Source organism: Pseudoxanthomonas sp. SGNA-20, assembly GCF_003931635.1.
Classification (GTDB): Bacteria; Pseudomonadota; Gammaproteobacteria; order Xanthomonadales; family Xanthomonadaceae; genus Pseudoxanthomonas.
On record NZ_RRYK01000004.1, the window covers coordinates 118,413 to 141,178 of the forward strand.

A 22,766-nucleotide genomic window follows, 5' to 3' on the forward strand; every position below is an offset into this window, starting at 1 on the left:
GTAATTCGTGATTCGACAAGGCCGGGGGTCGTGACGCGGGATCGGTGAGTTGGGGCGCAGCCGCGCTTTTTCGAACCACCAATCACCAATCACGAATCCCGGCTCCGCAGGAGCCATCGATGAGCACCATGGATTTCACCTCGTTCCTCAAGCTGATGGCGCACCAGAAGGCGTCGGACCTGTTCATCACCGCGGGCATGCCGCCGGCGATGAAGGTGCACGGCAAGATCACGCCGATCACGCAGACGCCGCTGACCCCGCAGCAGAGCCGCGACATGGTCCTCAACGTGATGACCCCGGCGCAGCGCGAGGAGTTCGAGAAGACCCACGAGTGCAACTTCGCCATCGGCGTGGCCGGCGTCGGCCGCTTCCGCGTCTCCTGCTTCTACCAGCGCAACCAGGTGGGCATGGTGCTGCGCCGGATCGAGACCCGGATCCCGACGGTGGAGGAGCTGAACCTGCCGCCGATCATCAAGACCTTGGCGATGACCAAGCGCGGCATCATCATCTTCGTCGGCGCCACCGGCACCGGCAAGTCGACCTCGCTGGCGGCGATGATCGGCTACCGCAACCAGAACTCGACCGGGCACATCATCACCATCGAGGACCCGATCGAGTTCGTGCACAAGCACGAGGGCTGCATCGTCACCCAGCGCGAGGTCGGCATCGACACCGACAGCTGGGAGGCCGCGCTGAAGAACACCCTGCGCCAGGCGCCGGACGTGATCATGATCGGCGAGGTGCGCACCCGCGAGGGCATGGACCACGCCATCGCCTTCGCCGAGACCGGCCACCTGGTGCTGTGCACGCTGCACGCGAACAACGCCAACCAGGCGATGGACCGCATCATCAACTTCTTCCCCGAGGACCGGCGCAACCAGCTGCTGATGGACCTGTCGCTGAACCTCAAGGCGGTGGTCGCGCAGCAGCTGATCCCGACCCCGGACGGCAAGGGCCGCCGGGTGGCGATGGAGATCCTGCTGGGCACGCCGCTGGTCCAGGACTACATCCGCGAAGGCGAGATCCACAAGCTCAAGGAGGTCATGAAGGAATCGACCAACCTGGGCATGAAGACCTTCGACCAGAGCCTGTTCGAGCTGTACCAGGCCGGCGAGATCTCCTACGAGGACGCCCTGCGCTACGCCGACTCGCAGAACGAGGTGCGCCTGCGCATCAAGCTCTCCCAGGGCGGCGACGCCCGCACCCTGTCCCAGGGCCTGGACGGCGTGGAGATCGCCGAGGTGCGCTGAGGCGGGCGCTTCCGGCGGCCGCGGGCGGCCGGCCGGCATGGGCCCGGCGCGGGCTGCTGCTGTAGTGAAGCCAGCCCCCCGGCCCGGCCCCACGCCCGGCCGGGCATCAGGTTTCAGATGAAACCTGCGCGGCCCTGGTGTCTAATACGCGCCCCCCACGCGGCGCTCTTCCCGTGAGCTTCCCCGATTCCGACCTCCGGCCCGGCCAGGACGCGCTGCCCGACGACGGGGCGGTGGTCACCGCCGGCCCGCTGACCCCGCCGCCCGACTCGGCGGGCACCCCCGCCGACGACAAGGCCTTCCACCACAGCGTGGCCGAGGACGTGCAGGGCATGGTCCTGGCCAGCCTGGTGGCGGCGCTGGGCATGTCATTGTTCGCGCAGGGCGGGGTGATGATCGGCGGCATGGCCGGGGTCTCCCTGCTGCTGCACTACGCGCTGGGCTGGAACTTCGGCCTGGTGTTCGTGCTCTCCAACCTGCCGTTCTACTGGATCGCGGTGCGGCGCATGGGCTGGGAGTTCACCCTCAAGACCTTCGTCGCGGTCGGCGCCACCGGCCTGCTGACCGACCTGCTGCCGCGCTGGATCCGCTACGCCCACGTGGATACCTGGTTCTCGGCGCTGGTTGGCGGGGCGCTGTGCGGGCTCGGCATCCTGTTCTTCATCCGCCACCGCGCCAGCCTCGGCGGCCTCGGCATCCTGGCCGTGTACCTGCAGCGCGAGCGCGGCTGGAGCGCGGGCAAGGTGCAGCTGGCGTTCGACGCGGTGCTGATGGCGGTGGCGCTGGCGGTACTGTCTCCGGCCAAGGTCGCGTACTCGGCGCTGGGTGCGGTGGTGCTGAGCCTGGTGCTGACGTTCAACCACCGGCCCAACCGCTACATGGGCGTGTAGGCCTCAGCGCGCCAGGCGCGCGTACAGCGCCTGGGCGTCGAACGGGGCATGGACCTTGGCATCGTTGTCGAAGTAGCAGTACACGTCGCGCCGCTTCGCCGCCGGCGCGGGCGCGTCCAGGAAGCGGCGCGCGTCCCGTGGCTCGCCGCCGTCGGCCCAGCGCCGGAGGCGCGCGGCCCAGCGATCCAGCGCCGCGTCGCCGTAGCCGCTGCGGTACAGCTCGGTGTCGCCGTGCAGGCGCAGGTACATGAAGCCGGCGGTGACGTCCTCCGCGTAGGGAAAGCGGCCGGGCGTGTCCGAGACCACCAGCGCGACCCGGTGGCGCCGCAGCAGGCGCACGAAGCCCGGGTCGTCGAAGCTGTCGTGGCGGATCTCCAGGGCATGGCGCAGGCGCCGGTTCGGGCCGGCCGGGAGGGCAGTGCGGCCGCGCATACGCGCCGGTTCGTGGCGGCGGGCCAGGGCCAAAGCGGCCCTGGTATCGCGTGGCAGCAGGCCGAGGAAGGCATCCAGCACCTGGCGGTCGTAGGCCATGGACGGCGGCAGCTGCCACAGCAATGGCCCGAGGTGGCGGCCCAGCTGCAGCACCCCGGAGGCGAAGAAGTTCGCCAATGCCGTCTCCGCCCCGCGCAGGCGCAGCATGTGGGTCACGTAGCGCGGGCCCTTCACCGCGAACACGAAGTCGCGCGGTACCTGCTCGGCCCACGCCGCCCAGCTTTCCGGCGATTGCAGCGAATAGAACGAGCCGTTGAGCTCGACGCTGGCGAAGCTGCGCGCGGCGTATTCCAGTTCCCGCCGCTGCGGCAGTCCGGCCGGGTAGAACACGCCACGCCAGGGCTTGTAGCGCCAGCCGGAAATGCCGATGCGGATGGCCATGGGCCGATCATCGCCCGCGCCGTCGGCACGGCCGGGTGAAGGCTCAGCCGGCGGCCGCCATCCAGGGCGGGACCTGGGTCGCCAGCAGGCGCTGGTGTGCGGGGCAGTCCGGGCGGTGGGCGCCGGGCAGGTAGCCCAGCGAGACCAGGAACGAACCGGTGATCTCGCCGCCGGTGAAGCGGAAGGTGCGCTTGAACAGCTTCACCCAGCCGGCCTTGTCCAGCGGATGGTGGGCGTCCAGCCAGGCGGCGAAGCCACCGTGGCTGTCGCGCATGCGCAGGATCACCCCGGCGTTGTGGATCGCCGCCCCGATCTTGAGCCGGTTGCGCACGATGCCCGGATCGGCCAGCAGGCGGGCCCGGTCGGCCGCGCCGTAGGCGGCGACCTTTTCCACGTCGAAGCCGTCGTAGGCGCGGCGGAAGCCCTCGCGCTTGCGCAGCATGGTCTCCCAGCTCAGTCCGGCCTGGTTGATCTCCAGCAGCAGGCGCTCGAACAGCACCGCCTCCGCGCGTTGCGGCACGCCGTACTCGTGGTCGTGGTAGGGGCCGTGCAGGGGATGGCCGCGGGCGAAGTCGCAGTAGCCGGACATGGGCGGGGAACCTCCTGTCGATGCCGCCGATTGTGGCAGGGAAGCGCCGGCGGATGCGCGCCGGCGGCTAGAATGGGCGCATGTCCGCCCCCCAAGACAACCTGGCCAACCACCTGCTGGTCGCGCTGCCCGCGCTGGCCGACCCGAACTTCTCCCGCACCGTCGCGCTGGTCTGCCAGCACGACGACGACGGGGCCATGGGCGTGGTGGTCAACCGGCCCTCCGAGTACACCCTGGGCCAGGTCCTGGCGCAGATGGGCATCGACAGCGCCGACGCCGCGCTGTGTGCCCGCCCGGTGCTGCACGGCGGGCCGGTGCACCAGGAGCGCGGGTTCGTGATCCACGACGGCGACCGCGGCTGGGACTCCAGCCTCAAGGTCGGCGAAGGCCTGTACCTGACCACCTCGCGCGACGTGCTGGAGGCGATGGCCGCCGGCGAAGGCCCGGCCAACGCCGTGCTCGCCCTCGGCTGCGCCGGCTGGGGCGCCGGCCAGCTGGAGCACGAGCTGGCCGAGAACACCTGGCTGACCGTGCCGGCGGACAAGGAACTGCTGTTCGGCCTCCCACTGGACAGCCGCTGGCAGACCGCCGCCCACCGCATCGGCGTGGACCTGTTCCGGCTGGCCGGCTACAGCGGGCATGCCTGAGGCGAGCGTGCCCGCGTTGCCACCGCCCGACGCCATCGTGCTCGGGTTCGACGTCGGTTCGCGCCGGATCGGCGTGGCCGTGGGCAGCGCCTTCGGCGGCGCGCGCGCGGTGGCGGTGGTCGACGTGCACGCCTCCGGCCCGGACTGGGCCGCGCTGGACCGGCTGCGCCGCCAGTGGGGACCGGGCGGCCTGGTCGTCGGCGATCCGCTGACCCTGGACGGCCAGGACCAGCCGGCGCGGCGCCGCGCCCGTGCCTTTGCCCATGCCCTGCGCCAGCGTTGGGGGCTGCCGGTGGCGATGGTCGACGAGCGCTCCAGTTCGGTCGAGGCTGCGCACCGCTTCGCCCGGGCCCGCGCCGCCGGCGCCCGCCGCCGGCGCGACGCCGAGGCCCTGGACGCCGAGGCCGCCGCGGTGATCGTCGAACGCTGGCTGGCCGCCCCCGGGGAAGCCTCCCCGCCGTAGCCGCACCCTTTCCCATGTCGCACGCCGCCGGCGCAGCCGGCCCCACAGGACCACGACCGATGACGCCCCAACTCGATTCCGAAGGACGCCTGCGCCACCTGCTGACCCTGGAAGGACTGCCGCGCTCGACCCTGCTGCAGCTGCTGGACCGCGCCGGCCAGATCCGCGACGCGGCCGTGGGCCGGGTCGGCAAGCGCGCGGTGCTGGCCGGCACCGCGGTGTGCACCCTGTTCTTCGAGCCCTCGACCCGCACCCGCAGCTCGTTCCAGCTGGCGGCGCAGCGGCTGGGCGCGGACGTGCTCAACTTCGACGCATCCACCTCGTCCACCCGCAAGGGCGAGACCGCGCGCGACACCCTGCGCAACCTGGAGGCGATGGGCGTGCGCGGCTTCGTCGTGCGCCACCCCGACGACGGCGCGGTGCAGGCCCTGGCCGACGCCGCCGGCGAGGGCACCGCGGTGGTCAACGCCGGCGACGGCCGCAACGCCCACCCGACCCAGGGCCTGCTGGACATGCTGACCCTGCGCCAGGCCAAGGGCAGCGACTTCTCCAGGCTGAAGGTGCTGATCGTCGGCGACGTGAAGCATTCGCGCGTGGCCCGCTCGGACCTGCACGCGCTGCGCACCCTGGGCGCGGGCGAGATCCGCGTCTGCGGCCCGGCGGCGCTGCTGCCGGAAGCCGAGGTCACCTCCGGCTGCATCGTGGGCGAGGACTTCGACGCGATGCTCGAGGGTGTCGACGCGGTGATGATGTTGCGCCTGCAGCGCGAGCGCATGGAGGAAGGCCTGGTGCCCTCGCTGGACCAGTACCGCGCCCGGTACGGCCTGACCGCGCAGCGCCTGCGCCGCGCCGCGCCGGACGCGGCGGTGCTGCACCCGGGCCCGATCAACCGCGGCGTGGAGATCACCGACGAGGTGGCCGACGGCCCGCAGTCCTGGGTGCTGCGCCAGGTCGGCAACGGCGTGGCCGTGCGCATGGCGGTACTGGAGCACCTGCTGGGCTGACGGGTATTCCTCCCGATGGGAGGGTGACGGGCCCGCGTTCGCCGGATAGCCAAGCGCATCCGGAACGGGACACCGTGCCGCTGGATCCTGCGTGCTTGCATGGCCGGCGGCTTCCCGGACGCGGCCTGCGGGCCTTGCCCGGGCGGCGCGTCGGGCCCCTCTCCGGCGGGAGAGGGGCGTGCCGGCGCTTTATTCCGCGGAGCCGCCGTTGCCGGTTTGCGGCGTGGTGACGTCGCGCGCCACATCGACCAGGCGCAGGAACTCGTGGCGCAGGCCGAAGCGGTCCTCGCCCAGCGCGCCGCGCGCGGTGGCGGCGATGTCGTCCCAGGTCCACTGGTCCACGTAGCGGCCGCCGCGCAGCAGGTCGGCATAGCCGGCCACCGCGGCGGCGAAGCGCAGGGACTCGCTCGCCTGCGCCCGCAGCGCCGAGCGCAGCACTGGGGTCTCGAGCAGCCGGCTCTCGTCCTGCCCGGGCAGCTTGTAGCGCAGGCGCAGGTGGGCCAGTTCGGCGGAGGCGGCGGCCGCGGCCGGGACCGGATCGGCGTAGCGCAGCGGCGGCAGCCGCTCGGCGCCGGAACCGACCAGGGTCAGCTCGTACATCGCGGTCACCTCGTGGCCGGCGCCGATGTCGCCGGCGTCCACCCGGTCGTTGGCGAAGTCCTCCTCGCGCAACAGCCGGTTCTCGTAGCCCACCAGGCGGTACTCGGCGACCACCGCCGGGTTGAACTCGACCTGCACCTTCACGTCCCTGGCGATGGTCAGCAGGGTGGCCTGCATCTGCTGCACCAGCACCCGCCGGGCTTCCTCCAGGGTGTCGATGTAGGCGTGCTGGCCGTCGCCTGCATCGGCCAGGCGCTCGGCCATGGCGTCGTTGTAGTTGCCCATGCCGAAGCCGAGCGTGGACAGGGCGATGCCGGCGCGGCGCTGGTCGGCGACCAGGGTCAGCAGCGCGCCGCGGTCGGTGATGCCGGCGTTGAAGTCGCCGTCGGTGGCCAGCAGGATCCGGTTCACCCCGCCCTCGATGTAGGCCTGGCGCGCCATCGCGTAGGCCATGCGCAGGCCTTCGTCGCCGTTGGTGCTGCCGTAGGCGCGCAGCCCTTCCAGCGCGGCCAGGATCTCGCCGTGGCGGTCGCCGGGCGTGGGCGGCAGGACCAGGCCGGCGGTGCCGGCGTAGGCCACGATCGAGACCCGGTCCTGCGCGCGCAGCTGCGGCACCAGCTGGGCGAAGGCGCGCTTGAGCAGCGGCAGCCTGTCCGGGTAGTCCATCGAGCCGGAGGTGTCGACCAGCAGCACCAGGTTGGCCGGCGGCAGCTCGCGCTTGTCCACGTCGTAGCCCTTGATCCCGACCATCAGCAGCTGCCGCCGCGGGTTCCACGGCGCCGGCGCCAGCTCGGTGGTCACCCGGAACGGCACCTCGCGCGAGGCCGGGGCGGGGTGGCCGTAGTCGAAGTAGTTGAGCATTTCCTCCACCCGCACCGCGTCGGCCGGCGGGCGGTAGCCATCGCGCAGCATGCGGCGGACGTTGGCATAGCTGCCGGTGTCCACGTCGATCGAGAAGGTGGACACCGGGGCTTCGCGGGTGCGGCGCACCGGGTTGTCCTCGCGGGTGTCGTAATGCTCGGTGTTTTCCGCCGGCCGCGGCAGCGGGCGCTGCGGCATCGGCATGGGCATGGGCGCATGGGCCAGCGACGCTACCGGTGCAGGGGCGAAGGGCGGGGCCGGGTGCCTGGTCGCGGCCTCCCTGGCGCGCGACCGTTCGGCCGCGGCCCGCGCGGCCTGCATGGCCTGGGTGCGTGCCTCCGCCTCGGCGGCCGCAGGCGGGGATTTGGACGGAGTGGTGCAGGCTGCGAGCAGGACGGCCAGGAGGGCTGCGCAGGCGGAGGTCTTGCGGATCGCGGATGGTGCGGGCATGGGCGGATCTCGGGTGGGTCCGGACATGCAAACGGACGGCGCGCCCCCGATGGGGTTGTACGGGTTCCCGGCGGGTGCCGGGCCGCCGCGCCGGCGTTCAGGCCAGCGCGTGCTCGAACTCGATGCCCAGGCCCGCCATGCCCTTCTTCTCGTCGGCCAGGTCGGCACGCAGCAGCGCCCGGTCCTCGACCCAGGCCTGGGGCAGGACGAGGCGCAGCGACGCCGGGCCCGCCTCCAGCTGCAGCGGTGGCAGTTCGTCGCTCTCGTGGGAGCGGTGCAGCAGCACCGCCAGGCGCAGCAGTGCCGCCTTGCGCCGCGCAGACAGCAGCAGGCGGTCGGGCAGGGCGTCGAAGGCCGACTTCGGGACGCCGCGGCGGTGGGTGCGCACCAGCGCCGCCAGCACCTGCTGCTCCTGGCGGGAGAAGCCGGAGATGTCCGAATGCTCGAGGATGTACGCGCCGTGCAGGTGGTACTGGGTGTGTGCGATCGCCATGCCCAGTTCGTGCACGCTGGCGGCCCAGCCGAGCATGCGCGCGTCGTCCTCGTCCAGGGCCCAGGCCTCGGCCACCAGGCCGAACAGCTGCAGGGCCGTGTCCCGCACGCGCCCGGCCTGTTCCTGGTCGATGCCGTAGCGCTGGATCAGCGCCTGCACCGAGATGTCGCGCGGATCGTTCTCGCCGCCGCGGCCGAGCATGTCGTAGAGGATGCCCTCGCGCATGGCGGCCTTGCTGACCAGCAGCTTTTCCAGGCCCAGCGACTGGAAGGCCGCCTCCAGCACCAGGATGCCGCCGGCGATGATCGGCCGGCGCTCGGACGACAGGCCGGGCAGGTCGATCTCGTCGATGCTGCGCGCCTGCAGCAGGCGTTCGCGCACCTGGGGCAAGGCCTGCGCGGTAATTGCGCCCTTGGTCAGGCCCATCGCCACGCAGATCTCGCTGATCGACTTGTGCGTGCCGGACGACCCCAGCGCCTCGTCCCAGCCGCGCGCGCGGTAAAGGCTGGCGAACTGGCGGAACTCGCCGGTGATGACCGCCAGTGCTTCCTTCCAGCGCTTCTTCGACAGCTTGCCGCCGGGAAAGAAACGGCGGGTCGATGCGATGCAGCCTGCCTGCCGGCTTTCGCGCTCGATCGGCTCGAAGCCGCGGCCGATGATGAACTCGGTCGAGCCGCCGCCGATGTCGATCACTAGCCGCTGCTGGCCGGGCTTGGGCGGCTGGGCGTGGGCCACGCCCAGGTAGATCAGGCGCGCCTCCTCGCGGCCGGACACCACTTCCACCGGGAAGCCCAGGGTGGCCTCTGCCTCGGCCAGGAACGGCTGCGGATCGCGCAGCCGGCGCACGGTGTTGGTGGCCAGCGCGCGCACGTGCAGCCGCTCCACCCCGCGCAGGCGCTGGCCGAAGCGGGCCAGGCAGTCCAGCGCGCGCGCGCGCGACTGCGGTGCCAGGCCGCCGTCGGCGTCCAGGCCGTCGGCCATGCGCACGGTCTCGCGCAGGCGGTCGATCACCCGCAGCTCGCCCAGCGAATAGCGGGCGAGCACCATGTGGAAACTGTTGGAACCAAGATCGATCGCGGCCAGCGCATCGCCATCCTGGACCTGCGGGCGGGATTGGGAGGAATGGGGCATCGGCGAATCTTAGCGGATGCCGTCCCGCGGCCCGTAACCGGGGAGGCTAGAGCGCGTCCAGCAGCGCCTGCTGCGCCGAGTGCGGCGCCTCGCCCTCGGCGGGCACGCATTTGCGGTACGTGCCGTCCGGGCCCAGCTCCCAAGCATTGAGGTTGTCGGCCAGGCAGTTCTGCAGCACCTCGCGCTCGATCCGCTCGGCCAGCGCCGGGTCCAGGATCGGGAAGCAGATCTCCACCCGCCGCAGCAGGTTGCGCTCCAGCCAGTCGGCGCTGGCGCAGTACATCTCCGGGCGGCCGTCGTTGCCGAACCAGTACACCCGGCTGTGCTCGAGGAAGCGGCCGACGATCGAGCGCACGCGGATGTTGTCGGACACGCCCGGCACGCCCGGGCGCAGGGTGCAGGCGCCGCGCACGATCAGGTCGATCTGCACCCCGGCCTGCGAGGCCTGGTACAGCGCGCGCACCACCTGCGGCTCGTTGAGCGCGTTCATCTTGGCCACGATCCGCCCGGGGCGCCCGGAGGCGGCCAGCTGCGCCTCGCGCGCGATCCGGCTCAGCAGCCCCTGGTGCAGGGTGAACGGCGATTGCAACAGGCGCCGCAGGCGGATCGACGGCGCCAGCCCGGACAGCTGCTGGAACAGCAGGTGCACGTCGTTGCCGATCTCCGGGTCGGCGGTGATCAGGCCCAGGTCGGTGTAGCTGCGCGCGGTGCCGCTGTGGTAGTTGCCGGTGCCCAGGTGCACGTAGCGGCGCAGGCGCCGGCCCTCGCGGCGCACGATCAGCAGCATCTTGGCGTGGGTCTTGTAGCCGACCACGCCGTACACCACCTGCACGCCAGCTTCCTGCAGGCGGTCGGCCACGCCGAGGTTGGCGTCCTCGTCGAAGCGCGCGCGCAGCTCCACCACGACGGTGACGTCCTTGCCGTTGCGCGCGGCCTGTACCAGCGCGTCGACGATCGCCGAGTCCTTGCCGGTACGGTACAGGGTCTGCTTGATCGCCAGCACGTCCGGATCGACCGCGGCCTGCTTGAGCAGCTCCAGCACGGCGCTGAAGGAGTCGAACGGGTGGTGCAGCAGCACGTCGCCGCGCGCCACCGCCTCGAACACGCTGCCTTCCTCGAAGCGGTTGCGCGGGGTGAACGCGGGGTACTTCAGTTCGGGGCGCTGGACCAGCTCGTGGACCTGGATGACGCGGTTGAGGTTGACCGGGCCGTCGATGTAGTAGACCGCGTTCTCCGGCAGCTCGAAGTTCTGCAGCAGGGAGCGCACGATCGGGCGCGGGCAGTCGTGGGCGATCTCCAGCCGCACCGCCGGGCGGTAGCCTCGGCCGGCCAGTTCGGTGCGCAGGGCCGAGGCGAGGTTGTCGACCTCGTCCTCGTCGACCACCAGCTCCGAGTTGCGGGTGACGCGGAACTGGTATGCGCCCTTGACCGTCATGCCGGGGAACAGCTCGTCGACGAAGGCGGCGAGCATCGAGGACAGCAGCACGAAGGCCTGCTCGTCTCTGCCGCGCAGCTGGCGCGGCAGCTCGACGATGCGGTTGAGCGAGCGCGGCGCGCGCACGATCGCCAGGTGTCCCGGTCGCCCGAACGCATCCATGCCCTCGAGCATCACGACGACGTTGAGCGACTTGTTGAGGATGCGCGGGAACGGGTGCGACGGATCCAGCCCCAGCGGCGACAGCACCGGCATGACCTTGTTGCGGAAGTAGGCGCGCAGCCAGCGGCGCTGGCGCGGGCTCCAGGCCTGGCGCGGCAGGATGCGCACGCCGGCCTCGGCCAGCGCCGGGCGCAGCACCTGGTTCCAGCAGCGGTACTGGGCCTCGACCAGCTCGGTGGCGCGCGCATGGATCGATTCCAGCAGCTGCGCCGGGGCCATCCCGTCGGACGCCGGCGGCAGGCCGAGCTGTGCGGCGTGGCGCACGGTGGCGGTGCGGATCTCGAAGAACTCGTCGAGGTTGGTGCAGGAGATGCAGAGGAAGCGCAGCCGTTCCAGCAGCGGCACCTGCGGGTCCAGGGCCTGGGCCAGCACCCGGAAGTTGAAGTCCAGCTGGGAAAGCTCGCGGTTGAGGTACAGCGCCGGGTCGCGCAGCGGGTCGGCCGGCTCGTGGCCGGTGGGCAGGGGCACCAGCTGCGGTGCCTCGGTGCCTGTGCGCGTGTCGGTGGTCGGACGGTTCATGGCAGCACCCCCTGCAGCTGCTGATCATGCCTCGGACGGACGCGTTCGGGGCCGAAGTGGCAGGCGAAGGTGCTGCCCTGGCCCACGTTGCTGTCGATCGACAGCCGGGCCTGGTGCAGGCCCAGCACGTGCTTGACGATGGAAAGGCCCAGCCCGGTGCCGCCGCTCTCGCGCGAGCGGCTGCTGGACACGCGGTAGAAGCGTTCGGTCAGCCGCGGGATGTGCTCGGCGGGGATGCCGTAGCCGGTGTCGTGTACCGCCAGCACCACGCCGCCGTCGGCGCTGCGGGAGAACTCGATGGTGATGGTCCCGCCGCTGGGCGTATAGCGCACCGCGTTGGTGACCAGGTTGGAGAAGGCGCTGTGCAGCTCGCGGGTGGAGCCCAGCAGGTCGCAGCCGGCGAGGTCGCGGACCTCGATCACGTGGCGGCCCTGGCTGAAGGCCTCGGCCTCGCGCCTGAGGGTCGCCAGCACCGGCGCCATCGCCACCGTTTCTTCCGGCAGGCTCTCGCGCGACTCCAGGCGGGAGAGGGTCAGCAGGTCCTCCACCAGCTGGGTCATGCGCTGCGACTGCTTTTGCATCTCCGCCAACATCGGTGCCCACTCGGGCATTTCCTCGCCGTCGAGCATGTCCAGGTACCCGTGGACCACGGTCAGCGGCGTGCGCAGCTCGTGCGAGACGTTGGCGACGAAGTCCCGCCGCATCTGCTCTAGGTGCAGCAGCTTGCTGACGTCGCGCGCCACCAGCAGCCAGTAGTCCTCCGAATAGGGGATCAGGCGCAGGGTCAGGCGCAGGCGCTCGTCGGCCGGGGCGGGGGCGTCGAGGATCGGCTCGGCGTTGCGGCCCGATGCCATCCACTGCGCCATCGGCAGCGGCTGCAGGCGTTCGGCCACCGGGGCGCCCACGTCGCGCGGATGCTGCAGGCCCAGCAGGTCGGTGGCGGCGCGGTTGAACCAGAGGATGCGCTGGGTGTTGCGGTCCACCACCACCACTGCGTCCGGGAGCGCGGCGGCCGCGGCGCGGTAGGCGCGCAGCATGTCCAGCAGGCGGCGCTTGCGCGTCCGCATCTCCGACTGGCTGCGGTGCAGCAGGCGGTCAAGCGCGTTCCAGGCGCCGTGGCCGCGGGCCGGTTCCCAGCGGCGCCGGGCGGTCAGGCCCAGCAGCACCCGGCGCAGGCGCCAGTAGTGCCAGGCCAGCACGCCGATGGCGGCCGCGGCCAGCACCGCACCGACCTGGTCGATGGCGATGCCCACCAGGGTGGCCGCCGCCAGCAGCAGGAACAGCGCCGAGAGCGTGCGCCACCAGGCCGAGCGCAGGTGCGGCGGCATGCGCACGGGCACCGGCCGCTCGTCGCGGTCGGGGGTGCGCGGGGGACGGGGACGGGACTCCATTCCTTTCTTCGGGCGGCCGCCCCGGCCTCAGGCCGCGGCCGAGAAGCGGTAGCCGGCGCCGCGCACCGTCTGCACCATGCCATCGACCCCGAACGGCTCCAGGGTCCGCCGCAGGCGGCGGATATGCACGTCGATCGTGCGTTCCTCCACGTACACGCTGCCGCCCCAGACGTGGTCCAGCAGCTGGGCACGGCTGTACACCCGGTCCGGGTGGGTCATGAAGAAGTGCAGCAGGCGGTACTCGGTGGGGCCGATCGGCACCGGGGCTTCGCCGGCGAACACGCGGTGGGCCGCGCCGTCGATGCGCAGGACGCCGGCCGAGACGCTGCCGTCCTCGTCGTCCTCGCGCGCGCGCCGCAGCACCGCCCGCACCCGCGCCAGCAGCTCGCGCGAGGAGAACGGCTTGACCACGTAGTCGTCCACCCCGGCCTCCAGGCCGCCGACCCGGTCGTTCTCCTCGCCGCGGGCGGTGAGCATGATGATCGGGACCTCGCGGGTCAGCGCCTCGCGGCGCCAGCGCCGGGCCAGTTCCAGGCCGCTGGTGCCGGGCAGCATCCAGTCCAGCAGGATCATGTCGGGAACGCGGTCGGCGATCGCGGCCTGGGCCTCGCGCGCGTCGCCCGCATGCACCGGCACGTATTCGCCCTTGCGCAGGGCGAACGCCACCATGTCGCGGATTGCGGGTTCGTCGTCGACGATGAGGATCTGCTTCTGCACGCCGGCTCCTCCGGTATCGCCAGTCATTAGACTACCGTTGCATGACAGTTCCATGACAACGGCCGGCGGCGGCGTTCAACGCCGCTGCATGTCCGGATCGCGCACGCCCTGGCGGCGCAGTTCCAGCACCGTGGGGGTGATCGCGGCGATCCGCGCGTCGATCCGCGCGCGCGCCACGTAGTCCAGGTCGCCGCGCTTCTTCAGCGTCTCCAGCTGGATCAGCGCCTGCTCCGGCCGCCCGTTGAGGAAGGCGGCCTCGGCATAAGCCTCGCCGGCGCGCGCGCTGTCGCCGGCCAGCTCGCAGGCACGGGCGAAGGTGCGCTGGAACACCGGGTCGTTGCCGGAGCGCGCCAGCAGTGGCCGCAGCACTTCCTGGGCACGCTTGCCGGCGGCTTCGTTGCCCTGGGCGACCAGCACCCTGGCATAGGTCAGCACCACCGCGCGGTGGCCAGGGTGGCGCTGCAGCAGCTGGTCCAGGCGGGCATTGGCTTCGGCCGTGCGCCCGGCCTGCGCCTCGGCCTCGGCCAGGGCCAGGGCCACCCACAGGTTCTGCGGGTCCTCCTCCAACAGCTGGCGCAGCTCGCCCGCCACCGCCGCCGGTTCGCTGGACAGGCGCACCACGGCCAGGCCATAGCGCTGCGCCGGGCTCAGCCCGGAGGGGCTGGCGCGGCGCAGGGCCTCGTACTCGCGCACCGCCGCGTCGGTGGTGGTGGCGCTGAGCGCGCGCAGGCGCTCGCGCGCCCACTCGAAGTGGCCGGTGGCCCCGGAGGGCCGCGCGCTGCCGCCCAGCGAGGCCAGTTCCAGCCCGGCCGGGAGCAGGGGATTGCCGCGCCCGGCCAGCAGCGGCGGCAACTGCGGCTGCGCCGGGGGCTCGGCGACCACCCGCTCCACCCGCGAGACGGTTTCCCCGTCCACCTCGCCCACGGTGGTGGTGGCGGTGACGCTGCGCCCGCGCATCTGGTCGGCGCGCTGCTTGGCCTCGGCGATGCGGGTGGTGTTGACCGGGTGGGTGCGCAGGTACTCGGGCACGCTGTAGCCGCCGGAGTTGCCGCGGGTGGCGAACGACATGCGCGCGAAGAAGTCGGCCATCGCGTCCACGTCGTAGCCGCTGCGGGCCAGGGCGCGGATGCCGAGGCGGTCGGCCTCGTGCTCGTTGGCGCGGGTGTAGTTGATCTGGTTCTGCTGCATCAGGCCCATGGCGCTGATGATGGCCGCCTGCGAGGCGTCGCCGGAGGACGAGCCGCCGGCGGCCTGGGCCGCGACCACCGCCGCCAGCATGCCCAGCAGGATCGGGATCTGGTCGCGCTGGGCGCGCTCGACCCCGCGCAGCACGTGCTGCTGGGTGACGTGGGCCATCTCGTGCGCCAGCACCGCCGCCACCTCGTCCTCGCGCTCGGCGGTCAGTACCAGGCCGGCATTGACACCGATGTAGCCGCCGAGGGTAGCGAAGGCGTTGATCTGGCGGTCGCGCAGCATGAACAGCGTGTAGCGCTGTTCGGGCCGGTCGCTGTAGGCGCCCAGGCGGTCGCCCAGCGCCTGCAGCCAGTCGTCGATCAGCGGGTCGTCCAGCAGGTAGCCGTAGTTGCGCAGCTCGCGCAGCATCATCCCGCCGTACTCCTCCTGCCTGGCGGGGGTGAGCAGTTCGCCGGCCGAGGACCCGATGTCCGGCAGGCGCAGGCTGTCCTGCGCCGGAGCCGGCCCGGCCGGGGCCAGCATCAGCGTCAGCAGCAGGGCGGCGGCGAGGGGGCGGGGAGCGGGCAAGCGCGTTACTCCGTGGTTCGGCCCAGCATTGCGCGCGCGCCGGGCCGACGGGTGAATCCAAAGTTAATCCGGTGGCGGGACGGAGCGTTACGCGCGCGATCTCCGCAGCCCGATACCATAGCCGCTTCGACCCCGTAATACCGCTGGAGTTTCCCGTGTCCGAAGCGACCCCCGCCATCCGCATCTATTCCACCGCCATCTGCCCGTACTGCGTGGCGGCCAAGAACTTCCTCAAGAGCCAGGGCCGGGAGTGGACCGAAATCCGGGTCGACCTGGACCCGGCCGAGCGCGAGAAGATGGTCAACCTGACCCGCCGCACCAGCGTCCCGCAGATCTTCATCGGCGAGGTCCACGTCGGTGGCTACGACGACATGATGGCCCTGCACCGGGCCGGCAAGCTGCTGCCGCTGCTGGAAGGCCAGGCGCCGGAGGGTTCGGCATGAGCGGCGGCGACCGCGTCCGCGAGTTCACCGAGTTCCGCCAGCGCATGAACCAGCGGATCCTGGCCGAGCCCAACCAGGTCGTGCGCCGGTTCTTCGCCCTGGACACCCAGGCCTACCAGGCCGGCGCCCTGGACGTGAAGACCAAGGAGCTGCTGGGCCTGGTGGCCTCGCTGGTGCTGCGCTGCGACGACTGCATCAGCTACCACGTGGCCCAGTGCCGGCAGGCCGGGGTCAGCCGCGAGGAGTTCTTCGAGGCGTTCTCGGTCGGCCTGGTGGTGGGCGGCTCGATCGTCATCCCCCACCTGCGCCGGGCCGTGGACTTCCTCGACAGCCTGGAGGCGGGGGAGGCCGGCCAGCCCCCGGTCCACGAGCACGGTTGAGCCCGGGCCCGGCGAGGGCGGCCGGGCATGCTCCCATGGTCGGAACCTGTATTCAGCCGGGATGGGGCATAATTTCAGCACCAACTTTCCCCTCCCTGCGCAGCCGGACCCGCTCCCGGGACCTGCCGCGCCTGTCCGGAACTATTCCTCATGACCCAGAAGATCACGGTCATCCGCGGCGACGGCATCGGCCCGGAGATCATGGATGCAACCCTGCACGTCCTCGACCAGCTTGGCGCGGGCCTGGAGTACGAGTTCGCCGACGCCGGCGTCGTGGCGCTGGAGAAGCACGGCGACCTGATGCCGAAGGAGACCCTGGCCTCGATCGAGCGCAACAAGGTCGCCCTGAAGAGCCCGCTGACCACCCCGGTGGGCGGCGGCTTCACCTCGATCAACGTCAGCCTGCGCCGCCACTTCGACCTGTACGCCAACGTACGCCCGGCGATCTCGTTCCCGAACACCAAGTCGCGGTACGAGAACATCGACATGATCACGGTGCGCGAGAACACCGAGGGCGCCTACCTGTCCGAGGGCCAGGAAGTCTCCCCGGACGGCGAGGTCGCCGTCTCCAGCACCCGCGTCACCCGCAAGGGCTCCGAGCGCATCGTCCGCTACGCCTTCGAGCTGGCCCGCAGCACCGGCCGCAAGAAGGTCACCGCGGTGCACAAGGCCAACATCATCAAGTCGACCTCGGGCCTGTTCCTGAACGTCGCCCGCGAGGTGGCCGCGCAGTACCCGGACATCGAGTTCCAGGAAATGATCGTGGACAACGCCTGCATGCAGCTGGTGATGCGCCCCGAGCAGTTCGACATCCTGGTCACCACCAACCTGTTCGGCGACATCATCTCCGACCTGTGCGCCGGCCTGGTCGGCGGCCTGGGCCTGGCCCCGGGCGCCAACATCGGCGAGAAGGCGGCGATCTTCGAGGCCGTCCACGGCACCGCCCCGGACATCGCCGGCAAGGGCATCGCCAACCCCTGCGCGCTGCTGCTGGCGGCGGCGCAGATGCTGGACCACATCGGCCAGGGCGCCAACGCCGAGCGCCTGCGCAAGGCGATCGTCGCCACCCTGGAGGCCAAGGACGCGCTGACCGGCGACCTGGGCGGCACCGGCACCACCATGGGCTTCGCCAAGGCCATCGCCAGCCGCCTCTGAGCGGCCGCGCGGCAGCCACGCAGTACATGGACGGGGCGCTTCGGCGCCCCGTTCTTTTTTGCGCCGGTGGCAGCGGCGGGGAGCGCGCAAACGCAAACGGGCGCCCGAAGGCGCCCGTCCGCGGGTCCCGCCGGGGCGGGAGGTCAGTCGCGCGACTGCAGCTTGGACAGCAGGCGCAGGATTTCCAGGTACAGCCACACCAGGGTGACCATCAGGCCGAAGGCGCCGTACCACTCCATGTACCTGGGCGCACCCTGCTCGACGCCGGTCTCGATGAAGTCGAAGTCCAGCACCAGGTTCAGCGCCGCGATCACCACCACGAACAGGCTGAAGCCGATGCCGATGATCCCGGACTCGTGGATGAAGGGGATCCGGATGTCGAAGAAGCCCAGCACGATCGAGGCCAGGTACACCAGGGCGATGCCGCCGGTGGCCGCGACCACGCCCAGCTTGAAGTTCTCGGTGGCCCGGATCAGGCCGCTGCGGTAGGCGAACAGCAGGGCGAACAGGGTGCCGAAGGTCAGCATCACCGCCTGCATCACGATGCCCGGGAAGCGGGCCTCGAACACCGAGGAGATGGCGCCCAGGAACAGGCCTTCGGCCAGCGCGTACAGCGGCGCGGTGACCGGCGACCACTCCTTCTTGAAGATGGTGGCCAGGGCCAGGACGAAGCCCGCGATCATGCCGCCCCAGACATAGCCCATGCCGGTCACGCCGTATTCGGTGACCTGCACCTGCGACCAGGCGAAGGCGCCGGTCAGCACGGCCAGCAGCAACAGCAGGCCGGTCTTGTTGACGGTGCCGTTGAGGGTCATTGCCCCGGCATCGCGCGACACGACGGTGCCGCTGCCGAGGTCGAGGAAGGTGGATTCCCTGAGGGCGGGATTTCCGCTGCGCATGGTTCGCTCCGTCGAATCAGGATGGACTGGCCGGAAGCATACAGGCAGCCACCGGAGCGGGGCATGACCGGCCGACCGGCGGCGGCCTGCGGACGACTGCAGGGACGATGCGCGTTTGCCGGCGGTTCCGCCGGGAATGGTGCGAAAGGCGGGACTCGAACCCGCACGGGGGTTACCCGCTGGAACCTAAATCCAGTGCGTCTACCAGTTCCGCCACTTTCGCGCGTGCCGGCGCATTCTAGCGCGCCGCAAATCCGGGTTGCCCAACGAAAAACGCCCGGCATTGCCGGGCGCTTCCTACAGGGTGGTGGGCCGTCAAGGATTCGAACCTTGGACCTACTGATTAAGAGTCAGCTGCTCTACCAACTGAGCTAACGGCCCCTGAAACCTGAGCCGCTCAGTGTAATGACACCTCGCGACTTGTGCAAGCCCCCTTTGCAGGAAATTTGCACCGAAGGGTGGGGTGGCTGATGGGATTCGAACCCACGACCACTGGAATCACAATCCAGTACTCTAACCAACTGAGCTACAGCCACCACATTTGAAGCAACTTCCGGCCAGTGCCCGTAATGGCGCGCCTGGCAGGAATCGAACCTGCAACCGCCGGCTTAGAAGGCCGGTGCTCTATCCGGTTGAGCTACAGGCGCACAACACGGTTTCGCATCGCCCTGCTGCCGACAGCAGGATGGTCGGGGTAGAGGGATTCGAACCCCCGACATCCTGCTCCCAAAGCAGGCGCGCTACCAGACTGCGCTATACCCCGGCGTTCTGGCTCCGGCTCCGGCAGGCCGGAAACCGGCTCCCGGAGCGTCCGCGCTCCGTAAGGTCGGCTATTGTCGTGAATGCGCCGAGCGCCTGTCAATGGCATCGTGACAAATACTGGCGCGGCCGCCGGGGATCGGCCAAACTAGCGCGTTTCCCGCGCACGCCGGCAGGATGTCGGCGCTGTCCGTCCACCCAAACCGATCGACCCGCGGCCAGCCGCCGCGGCGCAGGAGCCAAGACCACATGCAAGTTTCCGTCGAATCCACGGGCAACCTCGAGCGCCGCCTGAACTTCAGCCTGCCGGCGGAGCAGCTGGAAGCCGGCGTCAGCGGCCGCCTGCGCGAGATCGCCCGCACCGCCCGCATCAAGGGCTTCCGCCCGGGCAAGGTTCCGGCCAAGGTGATCGAGCAGCGCTTCGGCGACCAGGTCCGCGCCGAGGTCCTGGGCGCGCTGGTGCGCCAGACCTTCGACGCCGCGGTGCGCGAGCACGAGCTGCGCCTGGCCGGCGCCCCGCGCATCGACCGCGCCGCCGAGGACAGCCTGGACTTCGTCGCCACCTTCGAGGTGGTGCCGGACTTCGGCGAGATCGACGTGACCAAGCTCCAGGTGATCCGCCACACCGCCGAGGTAACCGAGGCCGACATCGACCAGATGATCGAGAACCTGCGCCTGCAGCGCCGCACCTGGAGCAAGGTCGAGCGCGCCGCGGCCAAGGGCGACCTGGTGGTCGGCACCCTGTGGACCGAGGCCGGCGACTTCCGCCAGCCGGCCGAGGGCGAGGAGCGCTTCTCCACCATCATCGGCTCGGCCCAGCTGCTGCCGGCGCTGGAAGACGCCCTGGCCGGCCTGGAGCAGGGCACCGAGCACGTGCTCGACGTGGCCTTCCCGGAGGCCTGGCGCCAGGCCGAACTGGCCGGCAAGACCGCCCAGGTCCACGTGGTCCTGCAGCAGGTCTCCGAGCCGGTGCTGCCGGAGGTCGATGCCGCGTTCATCAAGAGCTTCGGCGTCAAGAGCGGACAGATGGACAAGTTCCGCGAGGACATCCGCACCAACCTGGAGCGCGAGCTCAAGGGCGCGCTGATGAACCGCCTGCGCCGCGAGGTCGGCGAGCAGCTGGTCGCCGCCTACGCCCACGTCGAGCTGCCGCCGCGCACGGTCGAGAACGAAGCCCGCGGCATGCTGTTCCAGCAGCTGGAGCAGGTCCGCCGCAGTGGCCGCGACCCGGGCCAGGTCCCGGCCGACGCCTGGCAGCAGTTCCTGGAGCCGGCGCGCAAGCGCGTCCTGGCCGGCCTGCTGGTGGGCGAGATCGCCCGTCGCAACGACCTGCGCCTGGATCCCAAGCGCCTGAACGAAACCCTGCGTCTCATCGCCTCGACCTACGAGGAGCCGGAGCAGGTCATTGAGATGTACCGCAACGACCCCCAGCTGATGCAGGGACTGCAGGCCCGGGTGATGGAAGAGCAGGTGATCGACTGGATCGCCGAGCGCGCCCAGCACACCGAGCAGGCGCTGTCGTTCCAGGAAGCGATCCGGGCATGATGGCGCCGTGGCGGCGGGCCGAACCGCCCGCCGCCGCAGCCGGCCGGTCCGTCCGGCCAAGCACCCCCGACTACCCGCAAGAGGCGCCCGCAGCATGAGCATGATTCCGACCAAAGCCCTGAACCTGGTCCCGATGGTGGTCGAGCAGACCAGCCGCGGTGAGCGCGCCTACGATATCTACTCGCGCCTGCTGAAGGAACGGGTGATCTTCCTGGTCGGCCCGGTCGAGGACCACGTGGCCAACGTGATCATCGCCCAGATGCTGTTCCTGGAGGCCGAGAACCCCGAGAAGGACATCAGCCTGTACATCAACTCGCCCGGCGGCCTGGTGACCGCGGGCATGGCGATCTACGACACCATGCAGTACATCAAGCCGGACGTGAGCACCATCTGCGTCGGCCAGGCCGCCTCCATGGGCGCGGTGCTGCTGGCGGCCGGCGCCCCGGGCAAGCGCTACGCGCTGCCCAACTCGCGGGTGATGATCCACCAGCCCCTGGGCGGCTTCCAGGGCCAGGCCACGGACATCGACATCCACGCGCGCGAGATCCTGAGCATGCGCGCCAGGCTGAACGAGATCCTCGCCCACCACACCGGCCAGAGCATCGAGACCATCGCCCGCGACACCGAGCGCGACAACTTCAAGGGCGCCGCCGAGGCCAAGGCCTACGGCCTGGTCGACGAGGTCCTGGAGCGCCGCCCCGAGGACTCCATCCAGGCCGGCTGACCGGCCCCGGGCCCCGGGCGCGTCCCCCGACGCCCCCGGGCTCCCCCCGAGACCCCAGGTCCGGCGCGCTTCTGGCGCGGTTCCGGCCCTGTGCTATTCTCGCCCCCAACCCGCCCCGGCGGGACGCAATACTGGAAAAGCACAAGCATGAGCGAAGACCGGCAAGGCCGTACCGGCGATGGCAACAAGATCCTCTACTGCTCTTTCTGCGGGAAGAGCCAGCACGAGGTGCGCAAGCTGATCGCCGGCCCCAGCGTGTTCATCTGCGATGAATGCGTGGAGCTCTGCAACGACATCATCCGCGAGGAACTCGAGGAGAAGGCGCAGTCGGCGCGCAGCTCGCTGCCCAAGCCGCGCGAGATCCTCGAGGTGCTGGACCAGTACGTGATCGGCCAGCATCGGGCGAAGAAGACCCTCGCGGTGGCCGTCTACAACCACTACAAGCGCATCGAGAGCCGCCAGCGCAACGAGGACGTCGAGCTGGCCAAGTCGAACATCCTGCTGGTCGGCCCGACCGGTTCGGGCAAGACCCTGCTGGCCGAGACCCTGGCGCGGCTGCTCAACGTGCCGTTCACGATCGCCGACGCGACCACGCTCACCGAGGCCGGCTACGTCGGCGAGGACGTGGAGAACATCATCCAGAAGCTGCTGCAGAAGTGCGACTACGACGTCGAGAAGGCGCAGCAGGGCATCGTCTACATCGACGAGATCGACAAGATCTCGCGCAAGAGCGAGAACCCGTCGATCACCCGCGACGTGTCCGGCGAAGGCGTGCAGCAGGCGCTGCTGAAGCTGATCGAGGGCACCGTGGCCTCGGTCCCGCCGCAGGGCGGGCGCAAGCACCCGCAGCAGGAATTCCTGCAGGTCGATACCAAGAACATCCTGTTCATCGTCGGCGGCGCGTTCGCCGGCCTGGACAAGATCATCCAGCAGCGCAGCAGCGAGGCTGGCGGCATCGGCTTCGGCGCCAAGGTCAAGAGCACCAAGGTCAAGGCCGACACCGGCAAGCTGCTGGCCGAGGTCGAGCCGGAGGACCTGATCAAGTTCGGCCTGATCCCCGAGTTCGTCGGCCGCCTGCCGGTGGTGGCGACCCTGGAGGAGCTGGACGAGGCCGCCCTGGTCAAGATCCTGACCGAGCCGAAGAACGCCATCACCAAGCAGTTCAAGAAGCTGTTCGAGATGGAAGGCGTGGAGCTGGAGTTCCGCCCGGACGCCCTGACCGCGATCGCGCGCAAGGCGCTCAAGCGCAAGACCGGCGCCCGTGGCCTGCGCACCATCGTCGAGTCGGTGCTGCTGGACACCATGTACGAGCTGCCGTCCATGGAGAACGTCAGCAAGGTGGTGGTGGACGAGTCGGTGATCGAGCACAAGACCGAGCCGTACCTGATCTACCAGACCCCGCCGGCGGCCTCGCCGAAGGTGGCCTCGGCCGACTGACGGCCGGCCTCCAGCGCCCGCGGCAACCCGGCCCCCGCCACCCCGTGGCGGGGGCTTTGTTTTCCCAAGTGCTTGATCCGGAAGGCGATCTTGCGTGCATCTTGCATCGCTTCCGGCCTGCCCCCATA

20 protein-coding genes and 5 tRNA genes are annotated in these 22,766 nt (G+C 70.8%); 11 read left to right on the forward strand and 14 right to left on the reverse strand.

Annotated features, from left to right (window positions below):
• Positions 1-119: 119 nt before the first annotated feature.
• Positions 120-1,250, forward strand: coding sequence for a PilT/PilU family type 4a pilus ATPase (locus EIM48_RS09325; RefSeq protein WP_026010724.1), 1,131 nt, complete (start codon positions 120-122; stop codon positions 1,248-1,250).
• 215 nt (positions 1,251-1,465) lie between these two features.
• Positions 1,466-2,140, forward strand: a complete 675-nt coding sequence (locus tag EIM48_RS09330) for a YitT family protein (protein ID WP_026010725.1) — start codon at positions 1,466-1,468, stop codon at positions 2,138-2,140.
• A 3-nt stretch (positions 2,141-2,143) separates the two neighbouring features.
• On the opposite strand, the gene EIM48_RS09335 is transcribed toward EIM48_RS09330, so the two are convergent.
• Together EIM48_RS09335 and EIM48_RS09340 are read right to left on the reverse strand one after the other, a co-directional pair.
• Positions 2,144-3,013, reverse strand: coding sequence for a DUF72 domain-containing protein (locus EIM48_RS09335; RefSeq protein WP_125111521.1), 870 nt, complete (start codon positions 3,011-3,013; stop codon positions 2,144-2,146).
• 43 nt (positions 3,014-3,056) lie between these two features.
• Positions 3,057-3,602, reverse strand: coding sequence for a DNA-3-methyladenine glycosylase I (locus EIM48_RS09340; protein ID WP_125111522.1), 546 nt, complete (start codon positions 3,600-3,602; stop codon positions 3,057-3,059).
• A gap of 80 nt (positions 3,603-3,682) precedes the next feature.
• Between EIM48_RS09340 and EIM48_RS09345 the strand changes: the two genes are divergently transcribed.
• Genes EIM48_RS09345 through EIM48_RS09355 form a run of 3 tightly spaced genes read left to right on the forward strand, consistent with a single transcriptional unit; the run spans position 3,683 to position 5,716 of the window.
• Positions 3,683-4,249: a YqgE/AlgH family protein gene (locus EIM48_RS09345; protein ID WP_028914832.1), complete on the forward strand. Its 567-nt coding sequence runs from the start codon at positions 3,683-3,685 to the stop codon at positions 4,247-4,249.
• Positions 4,242-4,712 carry a Holliday junction resolvase RuvX gene (gene ruvX, locus EIM48_RS09350; RefSeq protein ID WP_125111523.1) on the forward strand — a complete coding sequence of 157 codons (471 nt, stop codon included), beginning with the start codon at positions 4,242-4,244 and terminating at the stop codon, positions 4,710-4,712. The genes EIM48_RS09345 and ruvX overlap by 8 nt, the downstream gene beginning before the upstream one ends.
• Before the next feature lie 59 nt (positions 4,713-4,771).
• Complete coding sequence (locus EIM48_RS09355; RefSeq protein ID WP_125111524.1) at positions 4,772-5,716, forward strand: aspartate carbamoyltransferase catalytic subunit; 945 nt, start codon at positions 4,772-4,774, stop codon at positions 5,714-5,716.
• A gap of 189 nt (positions 5,717-5,905) precedes the next feature.
• Here the strand turns inward: EIM48_RS09355 and EIM48_RS09360 are convergent, their stop codons facing one another.
• From EIM48_RS09360 to EIM48_RS09385, 6 genes are all read right to left on the reverse strand, one after another.
• Entirely contained in the window at positions 5,906-7,387 is a 1,482-nt protein-coding gene (locus tag EIM48_RS09360) for a VWA domain-containing protein (RefSeq protein WP_233581667.1), read from the reverse strand.
• A gap of 337 nt (positions 7,388-7,724) precedes the next feature.
• Positions 7,725-9,251, reverse strand: a complete 1,527-nt coding sequence (gene ppx / locus EIM48_RS09365) for an exopolyphosphatase (protein WP_125111525.1) — start codon at positions 9,249-9,251, stop codon at positions 7,725-7,727.
• Between the two features lie 46 nt (positions 9,252-9,297).
• A complete protein-coding gene (gene ppk1 / locus EIM48_RS09370) occupies positions 9,298-11,427 on the reverse strand; it encodes a polyphosphate kinase 1 (RefSeq protein ID WP_233581668.1) in 2,130 nt (709 codons plus the stop codon).
• Positions 11,424-12,755, reverse strand: a complete 1,332-nt coding sequence (gene phoR, locus EIM48_RS09375; RefSeq protein WP_125111574.1) for a phosphate regulon sensor histidine kinase PhoR — start codon at positions 12,753-12,755, stop codon at positions 11,424-11,426. The genes ppk1 and phoR overlap by 4 nt, the downstream gene beginning before the upstream one ends.
• A gap of 90 nt (positions 12,756-12,845) precedes the next feature.
• On the reverse strand, positions 12,846-13,535 hold the full coding sequence (phoB, locus tag EIM48_RS09380) for a phosphate regulon transcriptional regulator PhoB (protein WP_125111526.1): 690 nt from the start codon (positions 13,533-13,535) through the stop codon (positions 12,846-12,848).
• Positions 13,536-13,610: 75 nt separating this feature from the next.
• Positions 13,611-15,251, reverse strand: coding sequence for a M48 family metalloprotease (locus tag EIM48_RS09385; protein ID WP_050992233.1), 1,641 nt, complete (start codon positions 15,249-15,251; stop codon positions 13,611-13,613).
• Between the two features lie 200 nt (positions 15,252-15,451).
• Between EIM48_RS09385 and grxC the strand changes: the two genes are divergently transcribed.
• The 3 genes from grxC (at position 15,452) to EIM48_RS09400 (ending at position 17,274) form a co-directional block, all read left to right on the forward strand.
• The gene (gene grxC / locus EIM48_RS09390; RefSeq protein ID WP_019399628.1) at positions 15,452-15,739 is read left to right on the forward strand and encodes a glutaredoxin 3; all 288 of its coding nucleotides are present in this window, start codon (positions 15,452-15,454) and stop codon (positions 15,737-15,739) included.
• Entirely contained in the window at positions 15,736-16,119 is a 384-nt protein-coding gene (locus EIM48_RS09395; RefSeq protein WP_125076141.1) for a carboxymuconolactone decarboxylase family protein, read from the forward strand. Before grxC ends, EIM48_RS09395 begins: the two co-directional genes overlap by 4 nt.
• 150 nt (positions 16,120-16,269) lie before the next feature.
• Positions 16,270-17,274, forward strand: a complete 1,005-nt coding sequence (locus tag EIM48_RS09400) for an isocitrate dehydrogenase (RefSeq protein ID WP_019399630.1) — start codon at positions 16,270-16,272, stop codon at positions 17,272-17,274.
• Between the two features lie 143 nt (positions 17,275-17,417).
• Here the strand turns inward: EIM48_RS09400 and EIM48_RS09405 are convergent, their stop codons facing one another.
• The 6 genes from EIM48_RS09405 to EIM48_RS09430 all read right to left on the reverse strand — a co-directional run bounded on the left by EIM48_RS09405 (position 17,418) and on the right by EIM48_RS09430 (position 18,936).
• Positions 17,418-18,173 carry a Bax inhibitor-1/YccA family protein gene (locus EIM48_RS09405; protein ID WP_019399631.1) on the reverse strand — a complete coding sequence of 252 codons (756 nt, stop codon included), beginning with the start codon at positions 18,171-18,173 and terminating at the stop codon, positions 17,418-17,420.
• Between the two features lie 137 nt (positions 18,174-18,310).
• Positions 18,311-18,396 (reverse strand) — tRNA-Leu (locus EIM48_RS09410).
• An 82-nt stretch (positions 18,397-18,478) separates the two neighbouring features.
• Positions 18,479-18,554: transfer RNA gene (locus EIM48_RS09415), tRNA-Lys, on the reverse strand.
• Positions 18,555-18,632: 78 nt separating this feature from the next.
• Positions 18,633-18,709, reverse strand: a tRNA-His gene (locus EIM48_RS09420).
• Positions 18,710-18,743: 34 nt separating this feature from the next.
• Positions 18,744-18,820, reverse strand: a tRNA-Arg gene (locus EIM48_RS09425).
• Positions 18,821-18,859: 39 nt separating this feature from the next.
• A tRNA-Pro gene (locus EIM48_RS09430) sits at positions 18,860-18,936 on the reverse strand.
• A 245-nt stretch (positions 18,937-19,181) separates the two neighbouring features.
• Between EIM48_RS09430 and tig the strand changes: the two genes are divergently transcribed.
• The 3 genes from tig (at position 19,182) to clpX (ending at position 22,638) form a co-directional block, all read left to right on the forward strand.
• Complete coding sequence (tig, locus tag EIM48_RS09435) at positions 19,182-20,477, forward strand: trigger factor (protein WP_019399632.1); 1,296 nt, start codon at positions 19,182-19,184, stop codon at positions 20,475-20,477.
• A 94-nt stretch (positions 20,478-20,571) separates the two neighbouring features.
• On the forward strand, positions 20,572-21,201 hold the full coding sequence (clpP, locus tag EIM48_RS09440) for an ATP-dependent Clp endopeptidase proteolytic subunit ClpP (RefSeq protein ID WP_026010345.1): 630 nt from the start codon (positions 20,572-20,574) through the stop codon (positions 21,199-21,201).
• Between the two features lie 147 nt (positions 21,202-21,348).
• Complete coding sequence (gene clpX / locus EIM48_RS09445) at positions 21,349-22,638, forward strand: ATP-dependent Clp protease ATP-binding subunit ClpX (protein ID WP_019397796.1); 1,290 nt, start codon at positions 21,349-21,351, stop codon at positions 22,636-22,638.
• Positions 22,639-22,766 lie beyond the last annotated feature (128 nt).